Origin of the sequence: Enterobacter sichuanensis (assembly GCF_009036245.1) — a bacterium.
GTDB lineage: Bacteria > Pseudomonadota > Gammaproteobacteria > Enterobacterales > Enterobacteriaceae > Enterobacter > Enterobacter sichuanensis.
The window spans coordinates 3,747,465-3,767,674 of sequence record NZ_CP027986.1 but is presented as its reverse complement, the minus strand read 5'-3'; the positions used below and the strand labels follow the sequence as shown (position 1 = coordinate 3,767,674).

At 56.4% G+C, this 20,210-nt stretch carries 15 protein-coding genes; 12 read left to right on the top strand and 3 right to left on the bottom strand.

The features are described from left to right. Positions 1-232: 232 nt before the first annotated feature. Both ppnN and queF read right to left on the bottom strand, forming a co-directional pair. The gene (gene ppnN / locus C1N69_RS18200; protein ID WP_025757045.1) at positions 233-1,597 is read right to left on the bottom strand and encodes a nucleotide 5'-monophosphate nucleosidase PpnN; all 1,365 of its coding nucleotides are present in this window, start codon (positions 1,595-1,597) and stop codon (positions 233-235) included. Positions 1,598-1,713: 116 nt separating this feature from the next. Further along, positions 1,714-2,556, bottom strand: coding sequence for an NADPH-dependent 7-cyano-7-deazaguanine reductase QueF (queF, locus tag C1N69_RS18195; RefSeq protein WP_095441249.1), 843 nt, complete (start codon positions 2,554-2,556; stop codon positions 1,714-1,716). A 69-nt stretch (positions 2,557-2,625) separates the two neighbouring features. On the opposite strand from queF, the gene syd reads away from it, so the two are divergent. From syd to C1N69_RS18150, 8 genes are all read left to right on the top strand, one after another. After that, entirely contained in the window at positions 2,626-3,171 is a 546-nt protein-coding gene (gene syd / locus C1N69_RS18190; protein WP_047959380.1) for a SecY-interacting protein, read from the top strand. Positions 3,172-3,801: 630 nt separating this feature from the next. Then, on the top strand, positions 3,802-4,131 hold the full coding sequence (locus tag C1N69_RS18185; RefSeq protein ID WP_094918907.1) for a YqcC family protein: 330 nt from the start codon (positions 3,802-3,804) through the stop codon (positions 4,129-4,131). Then, on the top strand, positions 4,128-4,904 hold the full coding sequence (truC, locus tag C1N69_RS18180) for a tRNA pseudouridine(65) synthase TruC (protein WP_059384984.1): 777 nt from the start codon (positions 4,128-4,130) through the stop codon (positions 4,902-4,904). Before C1N69_RS18185 ends, truC begins: the two co-directional genes overlap by 4 nt. A gap of 24 nt (positions 4,905-4,928) precedes the next feature. Next, a complete protein-coding gene (locus tag C1N69_RS18175) occupies positions 4,929-5,378 on the top strand; it encodes a flavodoxin (protein ID WP_155031658.1) in 450 nt (149 codons plus the stop codon). A 335-nt stretch (positions 5,379-5,713) separates the two neighbouring features. Further along, complete coding sequence (locus C1N69_RS18165) at positions 5,714-7,069, top strand: MFS transporter (RefSeq protein WP_155031657.1); 1,356 nt, start codon at positions 5,714-5,716, stop codon at positions 7,067-7,069. Then, positions 7,069-8,409, top strand: a complete 1,341-nt coding sequence (locus C1N69_RS18160; protein ID WP_155031656.1) for an enolase C-terminal domain-like protein — start codon at positions 7,069-7,071, stop codon at positions 8,407-8,409. Before C1N69_RS18165 ends, C1N69_RS18160 begins: the two co-directional genes overlap by 1 nt. Positions 8,410-8,424: 15 nt before the next feature. Further along, on the top strand, positions 8,425-9,762 hold the full coding sequence (gene gudD, locus C1N69_RS18155; RefSeq protein WP_155031655.1) for a glucarate dehydratase: 1,338 nt from the start codon (positions 8,425-8,427) through the stop codon (positions 9,760-9,762). Between the two features lie 77 nt (positions 9,763-9,839). Continuing rightward, positions 9,840-10,979 (top strand): glycerate kinase, encoded by a 1,140-nt coding sequence (locus C1N69_RS18150; protein ID WP_155031654.1) that lies wholly within the window; start codon positions 9,840-9,842, stop codon positions 10,977-10,979. A gap of 108 nt (positions 10,980-11,087) precedes the next feature. On the opposite strand, the gene barA is transcribed toward C1N69_RS18150, so the two are convergent. Next, positions 11,088-13,847, bottom strand: a complete 2,760-nt coding sequence (barA, locus tag C1N69_RS18145) for a two-component sensor histidine kinase BarA (RefSeq protein WP_155031653.1) — start codon at positions 13,845-13,847, stop codon at positions 11,088-11,090. A gap of 57 nt (positions 13,848-13,904) precedes the next feature. On the opposite strand from barA, the gene rlmD reads away from it, so the two are divergent. From rlmD to pyrG, 4 genes are all read left to right on the top strand, one after another. After that, complete coding sequence (gene rlmD, locus C1N69_RS18140) at positions 13,905-15,203, top strand: 23S rRNA (uracil(1939)-C(5))-methyltransferase RlmD (protein ID WP_155031652.1); 1,299 nt, start codon at positions 13,905-13,907, stop codon at positions 15,201-15,203. 51 nt (positions 15,204-15,254) lie between these two features. Then, complete coding sequence (relA, locus tag C1N69_RS18135) at positions 15,255-17,486, top strand: GTP diphosphokinase (protein ID WP_155031651.1); 2,232 nt, start codon at positions 15,255-15,257, stop codon at positions 17,484-17,486. A gap of 68 nt (positions 17,487-17,554) precedes the next feature. Next, positions 17,555-18,346: a nucleoside triphosphate pyrophosphohydrolase gene (gene mazG / locus C1N69_RS18130; RefSeq protein WP_155031650.1), complete on the top strand. Its 792-nt coding sequence runs from the start codon at positions 17,555-17,557 to the stop codon at positions 18,344-18,346. A 223-nt stretch (positions 18,347-18,569) separates the two neighbouring features. After that, complete coding sequence (pyrG, locus tag C1N69_RS18125; protein ID WP_025757058.1) at positions 18,570-20,207, top strand: glutamine hydrolyzing CTP synthase; 1,638 nt, start codon at positions 18,570-18,572, stop codon at positions 20,205-20,207. The last annotated feature ends 3 nt before the right edge of the window (positions 20,208-20,210 follow it).

Below are 20,210 nucleotides of genomic sequence, written 5' to 3'. Positions count from 1 at the left end.
AAAGACTGGTCCGTGATATAGGTGTCTTTAGCTGTAAAGAAGCAGGTTTTTAGGATTTTCTGGCAGGTAATTTTGATTAAGGCTGATAATTTACGGTCGCAAAAACGAAGTAATCGTTTGCGTATGTGAAAACTTTGTAAATCACATAAGGGATATATATGAATTGCTTTGGTAATAAAAAAGCCGGGATACGCGACAGGGCGACCCGGCTTTGGTGAGACGCTGCTAAGCGTTATGTGCAGATTTCGTAGCAAGGAATATAGGCAGAGCCCGGCAGCTTCATGCGGTGTTGCGCAACAAAGCCCTGCAGCATGTCGTCCATGCGGCGCATCATTTCCGGATCGCCGTGGATCTTGTACGGACCATGCTGCTCGATAGCGCGGATACCTACCTCTTTAACGTTACCCGCCACAATGCCGGAGAAGGCGCGACGCAGGTCGGCCGCCAGCACTTCCACCGGCTGATCCGGATACAGTTTCAGATTTGCCATATTCTCATGCGTTGGCTCGAACGGGATCTGCAGGTCCGGCGCAATGCGGATTGACCAGTTAAAGCTGTAGGCATCCCCGGTATCACGGCGGTTTTCTTTCACCAGCGGCATCGCTTTTTTCATCTGACGCGCCACTTCCGCAGCATCATCAATGATGATGCGATAGTGGCGGCGCGCGGTTTCGCCCAGCGTATGCACGATAAACTCGTCCAGCACGCGGAAGTAGTCGGCGCTCTCTTTTGGCCCGGTCAGGATCAGCGGCAGCACCTGATCTTTGTTAGCCGGGTTCATCAGGATCCCCAGCAGATAGAGCAGCTCTTCCGCCGTTCCTACGCCGCCCGGGAAGATGATAATGCCGTGGGCGATACGGACAAACGCCTCAAGACGTTTCTCGATATCCGGCATGATAATCAGCTCGTTAACCAGTGGGTTAGGTGGTTCAGCGGCGATGATGGACGGCTCGGTCATGCCGATAAAGCGTCCCTCTTTGTAACGCTGCTGAGCATGCCCCACCGCGGCACCTTTCATTGGCGCCTCCATGGCGCCCGGGCCGCAACCGGTACAGATATTCAGTTCACGCAGGCCGAGTTGCGTTCCCACCCGACGGGCGTAGAGATATTCGGTTTCGTTAATGGAGTGGCCGCCCCAGCAGACGACCATATTGGGTGCTTCGCCAACGTGCAGGGCACGGGCGTTGCGCAAAATGGAGAACACCAGGTTGGTGATATGGACTGAGCTTTCCAGGTCGAGATGCTGGAAGCGGCCGGCGTTGTGGATCTGCCCGTTAACAAACAGGATGTCGCGCAGCACGGCAAACAGGTTAGCCTGAAGTGAACGAATGATACGTCCGTCGACGAAGGCCTCTTCCGGTGGATTGATGACTTCAAGCTTCACACCACGCTCGCGGCGCAGCACGTTGATATCAAAGCTTTCGAAGCGGGACAGCAGTTCTTTACTGTTATCTGTCAGGCTTCCGGAGTTCAGTACGGCAAGTGAACAGTTACGAAACAGTTGATAAAGATCGCTGCTGGCCGTGCGTTTAAGCATGTCCACTTCCAGCTGCGACAACATATCCATTGAGCCAAGTGGGCTAATATGTGTAATCAAGTGAGCTCCTTACGGGACGATTATCGTCTTTCCCTGTTGATTACAATAGCCCTGGCGCGTGACGTTTCACAACCTAAAGCGCGGAACAAACCGCGCATATTGTGAAAATAATTATCTTACTGACGCACCAGCCGGCCCGTCGCAGGCACAAAATCGGTATTGGTCCGCCACGGGTTAATGTCCAGACCACCACGGCGGGTGTAGCGCGCATACACGCTCAGTTTTTCTGGCTGGCAGAAACGCTGGATGTCGCTGAAGATGCGCTCCACGCACTGCTCGTGGAATTCGTTGTGATGGCGGAACGACACCAGATAGCGCAGCAGCTTTTCCCGGTCGATTTTCGGGCCGCGATACTGGATCTGCACCGAGCCCCAGTCAGGCTGGTGGGTAATCAGGCAGTTGGATTTCAGCAGATGGCTGACCAGCGTCTCGTCGACCACCTTTCCGCTTGCCGCGTTTTCGAGGTAATCGGCGCTGAATTCATAGTTATCCACCTCGATGTCCTGATCGTCGATGCAGGTCCCGTTGAAGTGGGCAATCGGCTGCCCTTCCAGCTCGTGCAGGCGATACAGTGAAACGCTTACCTTGCCCTGCGCACAGGCGCTTAAATCACGTTCCAGCGTGTGCTGAACGTCGTCCCAGCTGTTGAATCTGGTCTGGTTAAAACTGTTGAGATAGAGCTTGAAGCTTTTGGATTCCACCAGATTCTGGCTGGCGTGATCCAGCTCAACGTGGCCCACCGCCACCTGCGGTAGCCCACGGGCGTTGAGCCATGAGAGTTCGTACAGCGTCCAGATATCCCCGCCGACAAACGGCAGCGCGTCCGCATGCAGACCCAGCGGATCGCGATTCAGGCTGCGCGGTACGCCCTGCAGCAGGCTGGCATCGTAGGTATCGCGGTAGTCGGTCGATTTACCCAGCGTTAAGCCGGTTAACGCCTGATGATTTTCGTAAGACATGTTTCATAGCCACTTTACAGGTACACTTATGCCCTGAGTTTATCCTGTCTGACAAGAAGAGAGAAATCGGTGGACATCGAAACTGCAAATGCCCTGACTACCTTCACAACCCGCTATTGCGATGCCTGGCATGAAAAGCACGGTACGTGGCCGCAAAGTGCTGATTTATATGGTGTACCTTCACCATGCATTATCTCTTCGCCCGACGATTACGTGATCTGGCAGCCGAAGCCCAATACCGGCGAGCAAAATGTAAATGCGGTTGAACGGGCAATGGACATTGTGGTACAACCAGCGGTTCATGCGTTTTATGCCACGCAGTTTGCAGGGGATATGCCTGCGCGCTTTGCGGACATGACGCTGACGCTGTTGCAGACCTGGAGCGAAGACGATCTGCAGCGTGTTCAGGAAAACCTGATTGGTCATCTGGTCACGCAAAAACGCCTTAAGCTTTCTCCGACGCTCTTTATCGCCACACTCGACAGCGAACTGGATGTTATCTCCGTCTGTAACCTGTCCGGAGAAGTGGTTAAAGAGACCATCGGCACCCGCAATCGCGAGACTCTCGCCCCCTCTCTTGCGGATTTCCTTACCCGACTTGAGCCGCTTCTGTAATCCATGATGCTACACCGCGTGTGAGAGATCTCTTACAAGGTTTGTGAGAGATCGCTGGATCATTCAGTATTACCTTATTCGATTAAGATTAATATTACGCTGTATTTCAACGAATTACTGGATCATCGCTTCGGATTTCGCGGTTTCTTACGGCTTACACGCCTGACAGGGTGGGTTGTAAGACGAAGCGGAATAGCGGATTCTATCTCCGTCGACAGGACGCCGACACAAGAAACGAACATCAGGATGATGACGTTTCTTACACAGGACACGTCAGGATGGCGCTGCAGGAAGGCTTCAGGATGAAGCAAGTGGATAACGCAGGAAGCGTAAGGGACACCTCCAGGAAGGAGAACGAGAACCGGTCAGGATGGTCGGTGGGTCAGGAAGGCCAGGACGTTTCAGGATGAAACAGACACGTCAGGAAGATGTGTGCAGGATGCATCGGTTTACGGATGACCAGGCCTTCGGGCTTCAGGAAAAGTTGTCACGGATGAGCAGGGAGCACGAATTGTAGCTGGAATGCTGCGAAACGAACCGGGAGCACTGTTTTTACAGTGCTCCCTTTTTTTATTTCTGCCTTCCGCAATGCTATGCTGCGCGCCGTTCACTTTTTCAGTTGAGGTTACTATGACGCATCACGATAGCGTTCGTGCTCAGTTGCACGCCATCGAAGCCCTTTTGCGCCAACATCAGCTGTGGCAGGAGACCGCGCCGCAGCCAGAAGCGTTCGCGAGCACCCAGCCCTTCTGCCTGGATACGCTGGCACCTTTCGAGTGGCTCCAGTGGGTTTTGCTTCCGCGGATGCACGCGTTGCTTGAAGGCGGACACCCGTTGCCGCAGGCGTTTGCTGTTTCTCCCTATTATGAAATGGCGCTGGAGGCGACGCACCCTGCGCGCGACGTAATGCTGGTCGAACTGGAAAAACTGGATGCCCTGTTTGCCGGTGAAGATGCATGACGCTTGAGATCCTCTATCAGGATGAATGGCTGGTGGCGGTGAATAAGCCGTCAGGCTGGCTGGTGCACCGAAGCTGGCTGGATCGCGACGAGAAAGTGGTGGTGATGCAAACCGTGCGCGACCAGATTGGTCAGCATGTGTTTACTGCCCATCGTCTCGACAGGCCGACCTCCGGCGTGCTGCTGATGGGGCTTTCCAGCGAAGCAGGGCGTCTGCTGGCGCAGCAGTTCGAACAGCACCAGATCCAGAAACGCTACCACGCCATCGTACGTGGCTGGCTGACCGACTCCGCCACCCTGGACTATCCGCTGGTGGAGGAACTGGACAAAATCGCCGATAAATTTGCCCGCGATGATAAGGGCCCGCAGCCTGCCGTGACGGATTATCGGGGTATGGCGACCACCGACATGCCGGTCGCCACCGGCAAATTTCCCACCACGCGTTACAGTCTGGTGGAGCTTTTGCCGAAAACCGGGCGTAAACACCAGCTTCGCCGACACCTGAAGCATCTGCGTCATCCGATTATTGGCGACAGCAAACACGGTGATCTGCGCCAGAACCGCAGCGCGGCCGAACATTTTGGCTGCAACCGTCTGATGTTACACGCCAGCGAGCTCAGCCTGACGCACCCGTTTACCGGCGAACCGCTGACTATCCGCGCGGGGCTGGATGACGTCTGGATGCAGGCGCTGTCACAGTTTGGCTGGCTGGGACAACTCCCCGAAAATGAAAGGGTTGAGTTTGTATCAGGCAACGTTCAGGATGAACAATAAGCGTATTCAAAAAGGGAAAATATCATGGCTGAAGTAGGCATTTTTGTCGGCACAATGTACGGCAACTCGCTGCTGGTCGCGGAAGAGGCTGAGGCGATCCTGACAGGCAAGGGCCATAAAGCCACGGTCTATGAAGACCCGGCGCTGGCGGACTGGGAAAAATATAAAGATAAATACATTCTGGTGGTGACCTCCACCACCGGGCAGGGTGATCTGCCGGACAGTATCGTGCCGCTGTTCCAGGGCATTAAAGACCAGCTGGGCTATCAGCCTGACGTTCACTACGGCATCATTGCCCTCGGCGACAGCTCGTACGCCAACTTCTGCGGCGGCGGCAAGCAGTTCGATGCGCTCCTCCAGGAGCAGAGCGCCCAGCGCGTTGGCGAGATGCTGATGATAGACGCCGGTGAACACCCAGAACCCGAGAGTGAATCAAACCCGTGGGTGGAGAACTGGGCCTCACTTCTCAAATAACACTCTGCCAGGCGGCGCTTCGCTTGCGCGGGCCTACGGGTTTTCCTGGCCGGGTCAGGCGTAGCCGCCACCCGGCATTACACCCCGCACCAAACGCCATTTCCGTGAACCACCTTCCACTCCTCTGGGCTTATGCCCTAAACAACCTCCCTCGCACCCTTTAATACTGTGTTTTTGCACGGTGAGAGAATGTGTCACTCCTTCATATACTTTTCCGGTCACAATAAAACGGCTGCAGGCCGTACCAAAACGACAAAACATAAATCTCATTCTGATTACCCTACCGGTGCTGTACAGAATGAACCTGGCGAAAGCTATGTTTCAGGAGTGCAACAATGAGTACATTAAGCCACGCAGCGAGCCGCGCTGAAAAGCGCACCAATGCCCGCTACTGGATAGTGGTGATGCTGTTTATCGTCACATCCTTTAACTATGGTGACCGCGCCACGCTGTCGATTGCCGGCTCGGAAATGGCGAAAGACATCGGTCTTGATCCCGTGGGCATGGGTTACGTTTTCTCTGCGTTCTCATGGGCCTACGTCATCGGGCAGATTCCAGGCGGCTGGCTGCTGGACCGTTTTGGCTCGAAACGGGTCTATTTCTGGTCCATCTTCATCTGGTCTGCCTTCACCCTGTTACAGGGATTCGTCGATGTGTTCAGCGGTTTTGGCATCATCGTCGCACTCTTCACGCTGCGCTTCCTGGTGGGCTTAGCGGAAGCTCCTTCTTTCCCCGGCAACAGCCGCATTGTGGCCGCCTGGTTCCCGGCGCAGGAGAGGGGAACGGCGGTAGCGATTTTCAACTCTGCACAGTACTTCGCCACGGTGATCTTTGCCCCCATTATGGGCTGGCTGACGCATGAGGTGGGCTGGTCGCACGTGTTCTTCTTTATGGGCGGACTGGGGATCATCATCAGCTTTGTCTGGCTGAAAGTGATCCACGAACCCAACCAGCACCCTGGCGTGAATAAAAAAGAGCTGGAGTACATCGCAGAAGGTGGCGCGCTGATCAATATGGATCAAAAAGCCGCGACGGCGAAAGTCCCGTTCAGCCAGAAATGGGCGCAGATCAAACAGCTCGTTGGCTCCAGGATGATGATCGGGATCTATCTGGGTCAGTACTGCATTAACGCCTTAACCTACTTCTTCATCACCTGGTTCCCGGTGTATCTGGTGCAGGCCCGCGGCATGTCGATTCTGAAGGCGGGATTTGTTGCCTCGGTCCCGGCAATCTGCGGCTTCGTAGGGGGCGTGCTCGGCGGGGTGATCTCTGACTGGCTGATGCGCCGCACGGGGTCACTGAACATCGCGCGTAAAACCCCGATTGTGCTCGGTATGCTGCTCTCCATGACCATGGTGTTCTGTAACTACGTGAATGCGGAATGGATGATTATCGGCTTTATGGCGATGGCCTTCTTCGGCAAAGGCATCGGCGCGCTCGGCTGGGCAGTGATGGCGGATACGGCACCGAAGGAGATCAGCGGCCTGAGCGGCGGTCTGTTCAATATGTTCGGCAATATCTCCGGGATTGTTACGCCAATTGCTATCGGTTACATCGTCGGCACGACCGGATCTTTCAACGGTGCGCTGATTTATGTGGGGGTGCATGCGCTGGTCGCGGTGCTGAGCTATCTGGTGCTGGTGGGCGATATCAAACGCGTCGAGCTTAAACCTGTTGCGGAGCGTGGCTGATGACAACGCAATCGAGCCCCATCGTCACGGAGATGAAGGTTATCCCGGTGGCTGGCCAGGACAGCATGCTGCTCAATATTGGCGGCGCCCATAACGCCTGGTTTACCCGTAATATCGTGGTGCTGAAAGACAGCGCAGGGCATACCGGCGTGGGTGAAGCCCCTGGCGGTGAGGTCATTTACCAGACGCTGGTCGATGCCATCCCGCAGGTGGTGGGCCAGCAGGTAGGCCGTCTGAATAAGCTGGTTCAGCGGGTGCATAAGGGCAATCAGTCGGCAGACTTTGACACATTCGGAAAAGGCGCGTGGACGTTCGAACTGCGCGTCAACGCGGTTGCCGCACTGGAGGCCGCCCTGCTCGATCTGCTGGGCCAGGCGCTGAATGTCCCGGTTTGCGAGCTGCTGGGGCCGGGTAAACAGCGGGATGCGGTGACGGTGCTGGGTTATCTGTTCTACGTAGGCGATCGCAATAAAACCGATCTCCCTTACCTGGCGCGATCCACGGGCGACCATGACTGGTATCACCTGCGCCACCAGGAGGCGCTCTCCGGGGAGGCCGTGGTGCGTCTGGCCGAGGCCGCGCAAGATCGCTACGGCTTTAAGGATTTCAAACTGAAGGGCGGCGTGCTGCCCGGCGAGCAGGAGATTGAAACGGCCCGGACGCTGAAAAAGCGCTTTCCGGAGGCTCGCATCACCGTTGACCCGAACGGCGCATGGCTGCTGGAGGAAGCGATTAGTCTGTGCAAAGGGCTGCAGGATGTCCTGACCTATGCGGAAGATCCTTGCGGAGCGGAGCAGGGCTTCTCGGGCCGTGAAGTGATGGCCGAGTTTCGTCGTGCCACCGGGCTGCCGGTGGCGACCAATATGATCGCCACCAACTGGCGTGAAATGGGGCATGCGGTGATGCTGAACGCCGTCGATATTCCGCTGGCGGACCCCCACTTCTGGACGCTTTCAGGCGCGGTGCGCGTGGCGCAGCTGTGCGATGAGTGGGGCCTGACCTGGGGCTGTCACTCGAACAACCACTTCGATATTTCGCTGGCGATGTTTACCCATGTTGGCGCGGCAGCGCCGGGTAACCCGACCGCCATCGACACCCACTGGATTTGGCAGGAGGGAGAAGCCCGCCTGACAAAAAATCCGCTGGAAATCAAACAGGGTAAGATTGCCGTACCGGATGCGCCGGGTCTGGGCGTGGAGCCTGACTGGGATCAGATCCACAAAGCTCATGAGGCGTATAAAAAATTGCCGGGCGGCGCGCGTAACGACGCGGGCCCAATGCAGTACCTTATTCCCGGCTGGACATTTGACCGTAAGCGCCCTGTTTTCGGACGTCACTGATAAAAGGATTGAACGATGAGTACTTTTTCTACCCCTGTCGTCACCGCCATGCAGATCGTACCGGTTGCGGGCCATGACAGCATGTTGATGAACCTGAGTGGCGCGCATGCGCCATTCTTTACCCGCAATATTGTGATTATCAAAGACAATGCCGGCCATACCGGCGTGGGGGAAATTCCGGGCGGGGAGAAGATCCGCAAAACGCTGGAAGAGGCCATTCCGCTGGTGGTGGGCAAAACACTGGGTGAGTACAAAAATGTTCTCAATACCGTGCGCAACACCTTTGCCGACCGCGATGCCGGTGGTCGTGGTCTGCAGACGTTCGATCTGCGCACCACCATTCACGTGGTGACCGGCATTGAAGCCGCGATGCTGGATCTGCTGGGCCAGCATCTGGGGGTTAACGTTGCCTCGCTGTTGGGCGAGGGTCAGCAGCGCAGCGAAGTGGAAATGCTGGGCTATCTGTTCTTTGTCGGCGACCGCAAGCTGACGCCTCTGCCCTATCAGAGCCAGCCGGATGATAAATGCGACTGGTACCGGCTCCGCCACGACGAGGCGATGACCCCGGACGCGATAGTGCGTCTGGCGGAAGCCGCGTACGAAAAATACGGCTTCAACGATTTCAAACTGAAGGGCGGCGTGCTGGCCGGGGAGGAAGAGGCGCAAGCCATCACTGCTCTGGCAAAACGTTTCCCGCAGGCGCGCGTGACGCTGGATCCGAATGGTGCCTGGTCGCTTAATGAAGCGATCGCCATCGGCAAGCAGCTGAAGGGCGTGCTGGCCTATGCGGAGGATCCGTGCGGGGCTGAACAGGGTTTCTCTGGCCGGGAAGTGATGGCCGAGTTCCGTCGTGCCACGGGGCTGCCGACCGCGACCAATATGATTGCCACCGACTGGCGTCAGATGGGACACACCCTGTCACTGCAGTCTGTCGACATTCCACTGGCGGACCCGCACTTCTGGACAATGCAGGGGTCGGTACGCGTGGCGCAGATGTGCCATGAGTTTGGCCTGACCTGGGGCTCGCACTCCAACAATCACTTCGATGTGTCGCTGGCGATGTTCACCCACGTTGCCGCTGCCGCTCCGGGTACGATCACCGCTATCGATACGCACTGGATCTGGCAGGAAGGGAATCAGCGCCTGACCAAAGCACCGTTTGAGATCAAAGGTGGCATGGTGCAGGTGCCTTCGACGCCGGGGTTAGGCGTTGAGCTGGATATGGACCAGGTCATGAAGGCCCACGAGCTGTATCAGAAACACGGCCTGGGCGCCCGCGACGACGCGATGGCGATGCAGTACCTGATCCCAGACTGGGCATTCGACAATAAACGTCCGTGCATGGTACGATAAACGTACTGGGACCGCTCCCATTGGCGGTTCTTTACGTGGTGTATGCTTAACGTAACGACTATGCGTAAGGATGGCTTATGAAAATTGTTATCGCACCGGACTCGTATAAGGAAAGCTTAAGTGCGCTCGAGGTCGCGACAGCGATAGAGCGTGGTTTCCGCGAGATCTTTCCCGAGGCGGTTTACGTCAAGCTGCCGGTTGCGGACGGTGGCGAAGGCACGGTTGAGGCGATGATCGCGGCAACGCAGGGGCGAATGGTGCATGTTCCGGTGACCGGTCCCCTGGGCGAGCGTGTGGAAGGGTTTTACGGGATCTCCGGTGACGAGCAAAGCGCCTTTATTGAAATGGCGGCGGCAAGCGGTCTGGAGCTGGTTGCGCCTGCACAGCGCGATCCGTTGAAAACGACCTCCTGGGGCACGGGGGAACTTATCCGCCACGCTCTGGATGCGGGCGTTAAGCATATCATCATCGGGATCGGGGGAAGCGCGACCAATGACGGCGGAGCCGGAATGGTGCAGGCGCTGGGCGCAAAACTGCTGGACGCCAGTGGAGAGTCCCTTGGCCTGGGCGGGCGCGAGCTGGGAAAACTCGCGCGAATCGACCTGAGTGGTCTGGATCAACGTCTGGCGGAGTGCCGGATTGAGGTCGCCTGCGATGTCACCAATCCCCTGACCGGAAAGGAGGGGGCGTCAGCCATATTTGGTCCGCAAAAGGGGGCCACACCCGAAATGATTGTCACCCTGGACAACGCGCTTGCTCAGTATGCGCGAGTCATTGCCCGGGATCTGGATATCGACGTGCTGAACCTGGCAGGTGGTGGCGCGGCGGGTGGCATGGGCGCCGCACTGTACGCCTTTTGCGGCGCGCAGTTGCGCCAGGGTATTGAGATTGTGACCGATGCGCTACATCTGGCCGATCAGGTGGCCGATGCGGATCTGGTGATCACGGGGGAAGGGCGTATTGACAGCCAGACGATCCACGGCAAAGTCCCGGTGGGCGTGGCGAAAGTGGCGAAACGCTTTAGCAAACCCGTCATCGGCATCGCAGGGAGCCTGACGGCGGACGTTGGCGTAGTACACGATCACGGCATTGATGCGGTGTTCAGCGTGATCTACAGCATCTGCTCGCTGGAAGACGCGCTGGAAAATGCCAGCGAGAACGTCAGAATGGCCGCAAGGAATATCGCGGCGGTGCTGAAAGTGGGGCAGGGGATGTAGTTTCCCCCCTCACCCTAACCCTCTCCCCAAAGGGGAGAGGGGACTTTATACACCCTCGCCCCTTTGGGGAGAGGGCCGGGGTGAGGGGAAAATCAAGCCGCACCCACCTCAGTTCCCTAACACCTTCATCGCTTCCCGCGTCACATTATCCATTTCATCCAGTAACTCCAGAAACTCCGGTTCAAGCTCTGATTCCGGGGTCCCTGCACGCAACTGCTGCTCCAGCAACTGGCAGAGGTTTTTCAGCCGCGGCACACCACTGTAGCCGCAGCTGCCGTGCAGCTTGTGGATCGCTTCCAGCAGCTCTTCCGGGTTTTCACCCACCAGTTGTTCTTCAACCTTGTTGCGAATTTCCGGCAGAAACGCGACCAGCATTTGCAGCATTTCGCGGGCTAAATCGGGTTTCCCTGCCGCCTGGCGCAGCGCAAGCTGCCAGTCAAACGTCGCGTTCTGATTGACGCTGAGCTCAACCGGCTCACTGGACACCGTGTACGTTCCGCCAATATGACCCGGCTGATAGCGTAACAGCAGGTTGTGAAGTTTCTCTTCATCGATTGGCTTCGCCAGATAATCGTTCATCCCGGCGCTCAGCAGCTTCTCTTTCTGGCCAGCCATCGCATGGGCGGTGACCGCAATCACCGGGGTTTGCTGCTGGTGCGGCAGCTGGTGGATCAGCTCGCAGGCACGAATGCCATCCATGCCCGGCATCTGAATATCCATCAGGATTAAATCAAACTGCATCTGCTTAGCCTGTTCAACCGCCTGCGCGCCGCTCGTACACAGTTCAACATGCTGTACCTGGTCTTCAAGCAGTGCGCCAATGAGCTTCAGGTTGGCCGGATTATCATCTACCGCCATCACGCTCATCGGCAGTTTTTGCTCTTCGTCAATCAGCGGAAGGGCATGCTGGCTAAGACGGCAATACTCCGTAAGCGCGGGCAGCAGGCGGGTCGAGGTGAGCGGCTTAAGCAGACACGCGGCAGCGCCGTCATTTTTCAACTCTTCGGCATTAAGCTGGGCATGGCAAGGCAGCGCCAGCAGCAGATAGTCAGTCATCGACGCGGCTTTCGCCAGCCGCTCCTGCTGCATGGTCAGTTCGCCGGTAAAGGTGACCGGGATGCCCATCAGCAGAATGTCGTAGTGCTCAACGGCAAGGGCGGAGAAGGTGGGGCTGTAGATCACCTCCAGCGGCGTGGTGCTTAAAATATCGAGCGCACACTGCGCTGCCGCCGCGTTCGGCTCAACGTAGGCCAGACGCTTCCCGTTCAGGCAGTCCGTCACCGGGCCATCGGTCAGCACATTCGGGTTGAGATCCAGATTGATATGGAACCAGAAGGTTGAGCCGCGGTTCGGCTGGCTGTGGAAAGAGATATCGCCCCCCATCTCGTTCACCAGTCGTTGCGTGATCACCAGACCCAGGCCAGTACCGCCATGACGGCGGGAGATACTGGCATCCGCCTGTCGGAACGCCTGGAACAGACGCGACTGATCCCGCTCCGGAATACCGATACCCGTATCGCGGATCTGAACTTCAATCTGCACCTTGTTGCTGCTAATAGAGCGCTTTTCGACCAGGATGTCGATGTTGCCGCTTTCAGTGAACTTAATGGCATTCCCGACGAGGTTGGTAATGACCTGCTGCAGGCGCAGCGGATCGCCAATGACGTTATCCGGCACGTCATTTTTAATGTTCAGCGTCAGCTCAAGGCCTTTATCGTGGGATGAGTGCGCGAGCAGCGTCACCACTTCATCAAGCGTACTGCGCAGCGGGAACGGAATACTCTCCAGGATAAGCTTGCCCGCTTCCAGCTTGGAGAAGTCCAGCACGTCGTTGATGATTGCCAGCAGGTTGTTGGCCGAGCGTTCAATGGTGTGCAGGTGATCGCGCTGAGTCGGATTCAGCTCGCTTTTCAGGGTCAGGCGGGTAAAGCCAATCACGCCATTGAGCGGCGTTCGCAGTTCGTGCGACATATTGGCAAGGAATTCTGATTTAATACGTGCCGCTTCCTGAGCTCGCTTTTTCGCCAGATCCAGCTCAACGTTCTGGATCTCCATCTGCTCCAGCGTTTCGCGCAGGTCGGACGTGGCCTGATCCACGTTATGCTGCATCTCTTCGTGATACGCCGCCAGCGACATCGCCATCGAGTTGATGCCGTTTTTCAGCATATCCAACTCGCCCAGCATAAAGCCTTCCACCCGGCTGTCGAGCTGTCCCCGGCGGATGCGGTCAACCGTGTTGACCATGTTACGGATAGGCCCCGTCACATCGCGCATCAGGCGCCAGCCGAAGATCAGCGCAATGCCGATGCAGAACAGCATCATCACGCCAGAGATAAAAATTTCTTTGTACTGCTGTAGCCGGACCGACTTGAGATCCAGCTCCAGCGCCACATATCCCAGCATGTTATCGCTGGATTTGGCGTCGGATTGCGCGGACTCATCCGGGGAATAGCTTTCCGACACGATGGGCGTTCGCAGGATCATGATATCGCCGCGCCGCAATACGGTGAGATGGCGCGGGAAGGGCGTGCCGTCCGGGATCTTCAGCGCCGCCGGGTCAAGATGAAAATTCGAGGTGACAAACAGCCGGTTGTGTTCGTCGTAAACGGAAATGGCGCGTACGATGTCCGAATGCCGGCGATGGAGTACGCTGATTAACTGACCAATGGATTCGCGGTTTTGCAGGTTCATGCCGTACTCGCTGGAGACGGCAAGCGGTTCGATAATGCTGGCGCCCGCATCTTCCAGTTGTCGCTGCAAATCGTTATAGCGGTGCACCACAAAAAAGATACTCAGCAGCAAACCGATGAGAACGGTGGGGGCGAGGATCAAAATCATCATGCGCGCGCGCAGGCTGTAGTTGGTCATGGCGTTCCGTTATGGGACAATTAAGGTCATTATGTTTATTTGAGAAAATTCCCGGCGATGGCGCAATTCTACTCTGCAAAGCGACGCGTGACGACGCGTCAAATCATAACCGTTGAAGCCACGGACCTGGATCCGTTTGGCCAGGGTGTGGCGCGTCACAATGGTAAGGCTCTGTTTATAACAGGTTTACTGCCAACAGAACGAGCAGAAATTACGCTGACGGAAGATAAACGTCAGTTCGCACGGGGGCAGGTTAAGCGTCGTCTCAACGACAGCCCGGAGCGTGTGAAGCCTCGCTGTGCGCATTTTGGCGTCTGTGGCGGCTGCCAGCAACAGCATGCGAGCACAGAATTACAGCAAAAAAGTAAAAGCAACGCCCTGGCGCGTCTGCTTAAACATGAAGTGAACGAGGTCATTGCCGGTGAGCCATGGGGCTACCGCCGCCGTGCACGTCTGAGTCTGAGCTATCAGCCAAAAACGGCGCATCTGGAGATGGGGTTTCGCAAGGCCGGATCCAGCGACATCGTTGACGTGAAGCTGTGCCCCATTTTGGTGCCCCAACTTGAGGCATTGCTGCCAGAAGTGCGCACCTGCCTCTCCGGGCTGGACGGCGTTCGTCACCTCGGGCATGTCGAACTGGTTATGGCAAACAATGGCCCGCTGATGGTGCTGCGCCATACGGCGCCGTTGTCGAAAAAAGACCGCGAAAAACTGGAACGCTTTTCGCATTCCCACGACCTGGCGCTTTTCCTTGCACCACAAAGCGAGATACTTGAGCAGGTTACCGGTGATGCACCCTGGTATGCGTCAAACGGGCTACGCTTAACGTTCAGTCCACGGGATTTCATTCAGGTGAATGATGGCGTTAACCAGCTGATGGTCGAGAAAGCGCTGGCGTGGCTGGATGTTCAGAAAAGCGATCGGGTGCTTGACCTGTTCTGCGGAATGGGCAACTTCACCCTGCCGCTGGCCCGCAACGCGGCCAGCGTCGTGGGCGTCGAAGGTGTCGAGGCGCTGGTGGCGAAAGGGCGGGAGAACGCACAACAGAACGGCTTGCAAAATGTGACATTCTTTCATCAAAATCTTGAGGAAGATGTCACTCAACAGCCGTGGGCTAAGCAGGGCTTTGATAAAATTCTTCTCGACCCGGCGCGTGCAGGTGCGCCGGGCGTAATGCAGCATATTATTAAACTCGCGCCAAAGCGTGTGGTCTATGTTTCCTGTAACCCGGCAACGCTTGCCCGAGATAGCGAGGCATTAGTCAGCGCGGGTTACCAGATTCAGCGTCTGGCAATGATGGACATGTTCCCGCACACTGGGCATCTGGAATCCATGGTGTTGTTCGAGCATATATAATGAGTTTGGCTTGTCGACTTCGACAGGCCCAGGTCCCTAAAGGAGAGGACAATGGTTGCGGTAAGAAGTGCACATCTCAATAAAGCTGGGGAATTTGACCCACAAAAATGGATCGCAAGTCTGGGTATTTCCAGCCAGCAGTCGTGTGAACGCTTAACCGAAACCTGGGCCTATTGTCTGCGCACCACGCAGGGGCATCCTGACGCCGATCTTCTGCTGTGGCGCGGCGTGGAAATGGTTGAAATTTTGTCCATGTTGAACATGGACATCGAAACGCTGCAGGCCGCGCTGCTCTTCCCCCTTGCCGATGCGGACGTGGTCACCGAAGAGGTACTGCGCGACAGCGTCGGAAAATCCGTTGTCGCGCTGATCCACGGCGTGCGCGATATGGCGGCCATCCGCCAGCTCAAAGCCGCGCATACTGATGCCGTCTCCTCAGAACAGGTCGATAACGTCCGCCGGATGCTGCTGGCCATGGTGGATGATTTCCGCTGCGTGGTCATCAAGCTCGCCGAGCGTATTGCCCACCTGCGCGAGGTCAAGGATGCGCCGGAAGACGAGCGCGTGCTGGCGGCCAAAGAGTGTACCAACATCTATGCTCCGCTGGCGAACCGCTTAGGGATTGGTCAGCTCAAATGGGAGCTGGAAGATTACTGCTTCCGTTACCTGCACCCGGCGGAATACAAACGCATTGCCAAACTCCTGCACGAGCGCCGTATCGACCGCGAGCACTATATTGAGGATTTTGTCGGCGGTTTACGCCAGGCGATGAAAGAAGAGAACGTGCGCGCCGAAGTCTACGGCCGTCCTAAGCACATCTACAGCATCTGGCGCAAAATGCAGAAGAAACACCTCGCCTTTGACGAGCTGTTTGACGTGCGCGCCGTACGTATCGTGGCGGAGCGTCTGCAGGACTGCTACGCCGCGCTGGGGATAGTGCACACTCACTTCCGCCATCTGCCGGACGAGTTCGATGACTATGTCGCTAACCCCAAACCGAACGGTTACCAGTCTATCCATACTGTTGTGCTTGGTCCGGGTGGGAAAACGGTCGAGATTCAGATCCGCACCAAACAGATGCACGAAGACGCTGAGCTGGGCGTCGCCGCGCACTGGAAGTACAAAGAAGGCACTTCCGGTGGAGCGCGTTCTGGTCACGAAGACCGTATTGCCTGGTTGCGTAAGCTGATTGCGTGGCAGGAAGAGATGGCCGACTCCGGCGAGATGCTCGACGAAGTGCGCAGCCAGGTCTTTGACGACCGGGTGTATGTCTTTACCCCGAAAGGGGACGTTGTCGACCTGCCGGCCGGCTCTACGCCGCTCGATTTTGCCTACCACATCCACAGCGATGTGGGGCACCGCTGCATCGGGGCCAAAATTGGCGGACGTATCGTACCGTTCACCTATCAGCTGCAGATGGGCGACCAGATTGAAATCATTACCCAGAAGCAGCCCAACCCGAGCCGGGACTGGCTTAACCCAAACCTGGGGTATGTCACCACCAGCCGCGGGCGTTCGAAGATTCACGCCTGGTTCCGTAAACAGGATCGTGACAAGAATATCCTTGCCGGTCGCCAGATCCTTGACGACGAGCTGGAGCACATCGGGATAAGCCTGAAAGAGGCGGAGAAATTCCTGCTGCCGCGCTACAACTTCAACGAGCTTGATGAGCTGTTAGCGGCCATTGGCGGCGGTGATATCCGTCTGAATCAGATGGTGAACTTCCTGCAGGCGCAGTTTAATAAGCCAAGCGCGGAAGAGCAGGACGCGGCGGCGCTGAAGCAGCTGCAGCAGAAAACCTATGCGCCGCAGCAGCGCAGCAAAGACAACGGTCGCGTGGTGGTCGAGGGCGTGGGCAATCTGATGCACCACATTGCCCGCTGCTGCCAGCCTATTCCGGGTGACGACATCGTCGGCTTTATCACTCAGGGGCGCGGGATCTCGATTCACCGTTCCGACTGTGATCAGCTTGCCGAGCTGCAGTCTCACGCACCGGAGCGCATTGTGGAAGCGGTCTGGGGCGAGAGCTATTCCGCCGGTTACTCGCTGGTGGTTCGCGTCACTGCGAACGACAGAAGCGGTCTGTTGCGCGACATTACCACCATTCTTGCCAACGAGAAGGTCAACGTGCTGGGTGTTGCCAGCCGCAGCGATACCCGCGAGCAGCTTGCCACCATCGATATGACCATCGAAATCTATAACCTGCAGGTGCTGGGCCGCGTGCTCGGTAAACTGAACCAGGTGCCGGATGTGATTGACGCGCGTCGTCTGCACGGCGGTTAACTGCACTTTCTTATGTAGGCCGGGTAAGGCTTTGCCGCCACCCGGCTTGTTTTTTAATGGAACAGATTATGACTCAAATCGACCGCCTGCTCGGCATCATGAAACGCCTGCGTGACCCGGAAAACGGCTGCCCGTGGGACAAAGAGCAGACTTTCGCCACCATCGCTCCGTACACCCTTGAAGAGACCTACGAGGTACTGGACGCCATTTCCCGTGAAGATTTTGACGACCTGCGCGGCGAGCTGGGCGATCTGCTGTTCCAGGTAGTGTTCTATGCGCAAATGGCGCAGGAAGAAGGGCGCTTTAACTTTGACGATATCTGTGCCGCCATCAGCGACAAGCTGGAGCGCCGTCATCCCCATATTTTCGGTGACGCCACGGCAGGAAACAGCACCGAAGTGCTGGCCCGCTGGGAGCAAATCAAAAGCGCCGAACGGGCAGAAAAATCCCAGCACTCTGCGCTGGATGACATCCCGATGAGCCTGCCCGCGCTGATGCGCGCGCATAAAATTCAGAAACGCTGCTCCGCTGTCGGTTTTGACTGGACCTCGCTTGGCCCGGTGCTGGACAAAGTGCACGAAGAGATTGACGAAGTGATGCACGAAGCGCAGCAGGCGGTAGTGGATGAAGCGAAGCTCGAAGAGGAGATGGGCGATCTGCTGTTTGCGACCGTCAACCTTTCGCGCCACCTGGGTGTAAAAGCGGAAACCGCCCTGCAAAAAGCGAACATAAAATTCGAACGACGCTTTCGCGAAGTCGAGCGGATTGTGGCCTCGCGGGGCCTGGAAATGAGCGGAATTGACCTCGAAGCCATGGAAGAAGTCTGGCAGGAAGTAAAACGCCAGGAATCTGATCTCTAACGGAATTTTGCGATCAAGCGCAATTTGTGTGATTTTTTAAATGACAAGCGCTTGATTTGCGTCAAAAACATTTACCCAAAAGGGGCTATTTTCTCACTCCTTATGTTTGTCATGGCCTGGAATGGAGACGGAGAATGAAAGTTTGTGGCGCTCGCCGTGTTCGGGTATACTACTTTCCCGTCCTGGTTATTCCATCGTTTCACCCTAACTTCTCAGGTTCAGCATGACAACGAACTATATTTTTGTGACCGGCGGGGTCGTATCCTCTCTGGGTAAAGGCATTGCCGCAGCCTCCCTCGCAGCCATTCTTGAAGCCCGTGGCCTCAATGTGACCATGATGAAACTGGATCCGTACATCAACGTCGATCCGGGCACCATGAGCCCAATCCAACACGGGGAAGTGTTCGTTACTGAAGACGGCGCTGAAACCGATCTGGATCTTGGCCACTACGAGCGTTTCATCCGCACCAAAATGACCCGTCGTAACAACTTCACGACGGGCCGTATTTACTCCGACGTTCTGCGTAAAGAGCGCCGTGGTGACTACCTGGGTGCCACCGTTCAGGTTATTCCGCACATCACTAACGCTATCAAAGAACGCATTGTGGCGGGTGGCGAAGGCCACGACGTGGTGCTGGTTGAAATCGGCGGGACCGTGGGTGACATCGAATCCCTGCCGTTCCTGGAAGCGATTCGTCAGCTGGCGGTAGACATTGGCCGTGAACACGCGCTGTTCATGCACCTGACCCTGGTGCCTTACATGGCCGCTGCAGGTGAAGTGAAAACCAAGCCGACGCAGCACTCTGTAAAAGAACTGCTCTCCATTGGTATTCAGCCAGACATCCTGGTTTGCCGTTCTGACCGTGCGGTTCCGGCGAACGAACGTGCGAAAATTGCATTGTTCTGTAACGTGCCAGAAAAAGCCGTTATTTCAATGAAAGATGTCGATTCCATTTATAAAATCCCGGGCCTGTTGAAATCGCAGGGCCTGGACGATTATATTTGTAAACGATTCAGCTTGAACTGTCCGGAAGCTAATCTGTCTGAATGGGAACAGGTTATTTACGAAGAAGCCAATCCGGCAGGCGAAGTGACTATCGGTATGGTCGGCAAGTACATCGAGCTGCCGGATGCCTATAAGTCAGTGATTGAAGCGCTGAAGCACGGTGGTTTGAAGAACCGTGTCTCCGTGAACATCAAGCTGATTGATTCACAGGATGTTGAAACGCGTGGCGTTGAAATCCTGAAAGATCTGGATGCTATCCTTATCCCTGGCGGCTTCGGCTACCGTGGTGTAGAAGGCAAGATCGCTACCGCGCGCTATGCGCGTGAAAACAATATTCCATACCTCGGCATCTGTCTGGGTATGCAGGTTGCGCTGATCGAATTTGCGCGCAACGTAGCGGGAATGGAAAACGCGAACTCTACGGAATTTGTGCCAGACTGTAAGTACCCTGTGGTGGCGCTTATCACTGAATGGCGTGACGAAGAAGGTAACGTCGAAGTCCGTACCGAGAAGAGCGATCTGGGTGGCACCATGCGTCTTGGCGCACAGGCGTGCCAGCTGACTGACGATAGCGTGGTTCGCAAGCTGTATGGCGAGCCGGTCATCACCGAGCGCCATCGTCACCGCTATGAAGTCAACAACATGTTGTTGAAACAAATTGAAGCTGCGGGTCTGCGTGTTGCGGGCCGCTCCGGGGATGATCAGTTAGTCGAGATCATCGAAGTGCCAAATCATCCATGGTTTGTTGCCTGCCAGTTCCACCCGGAATTTACTTCAACGCCACGCGACGGGCATCCGCTGTTTGCAGGCTTCGTGAAAGCCGCCAGCGACTACCAGAAGCGTCAGGCGAAGTAAAAA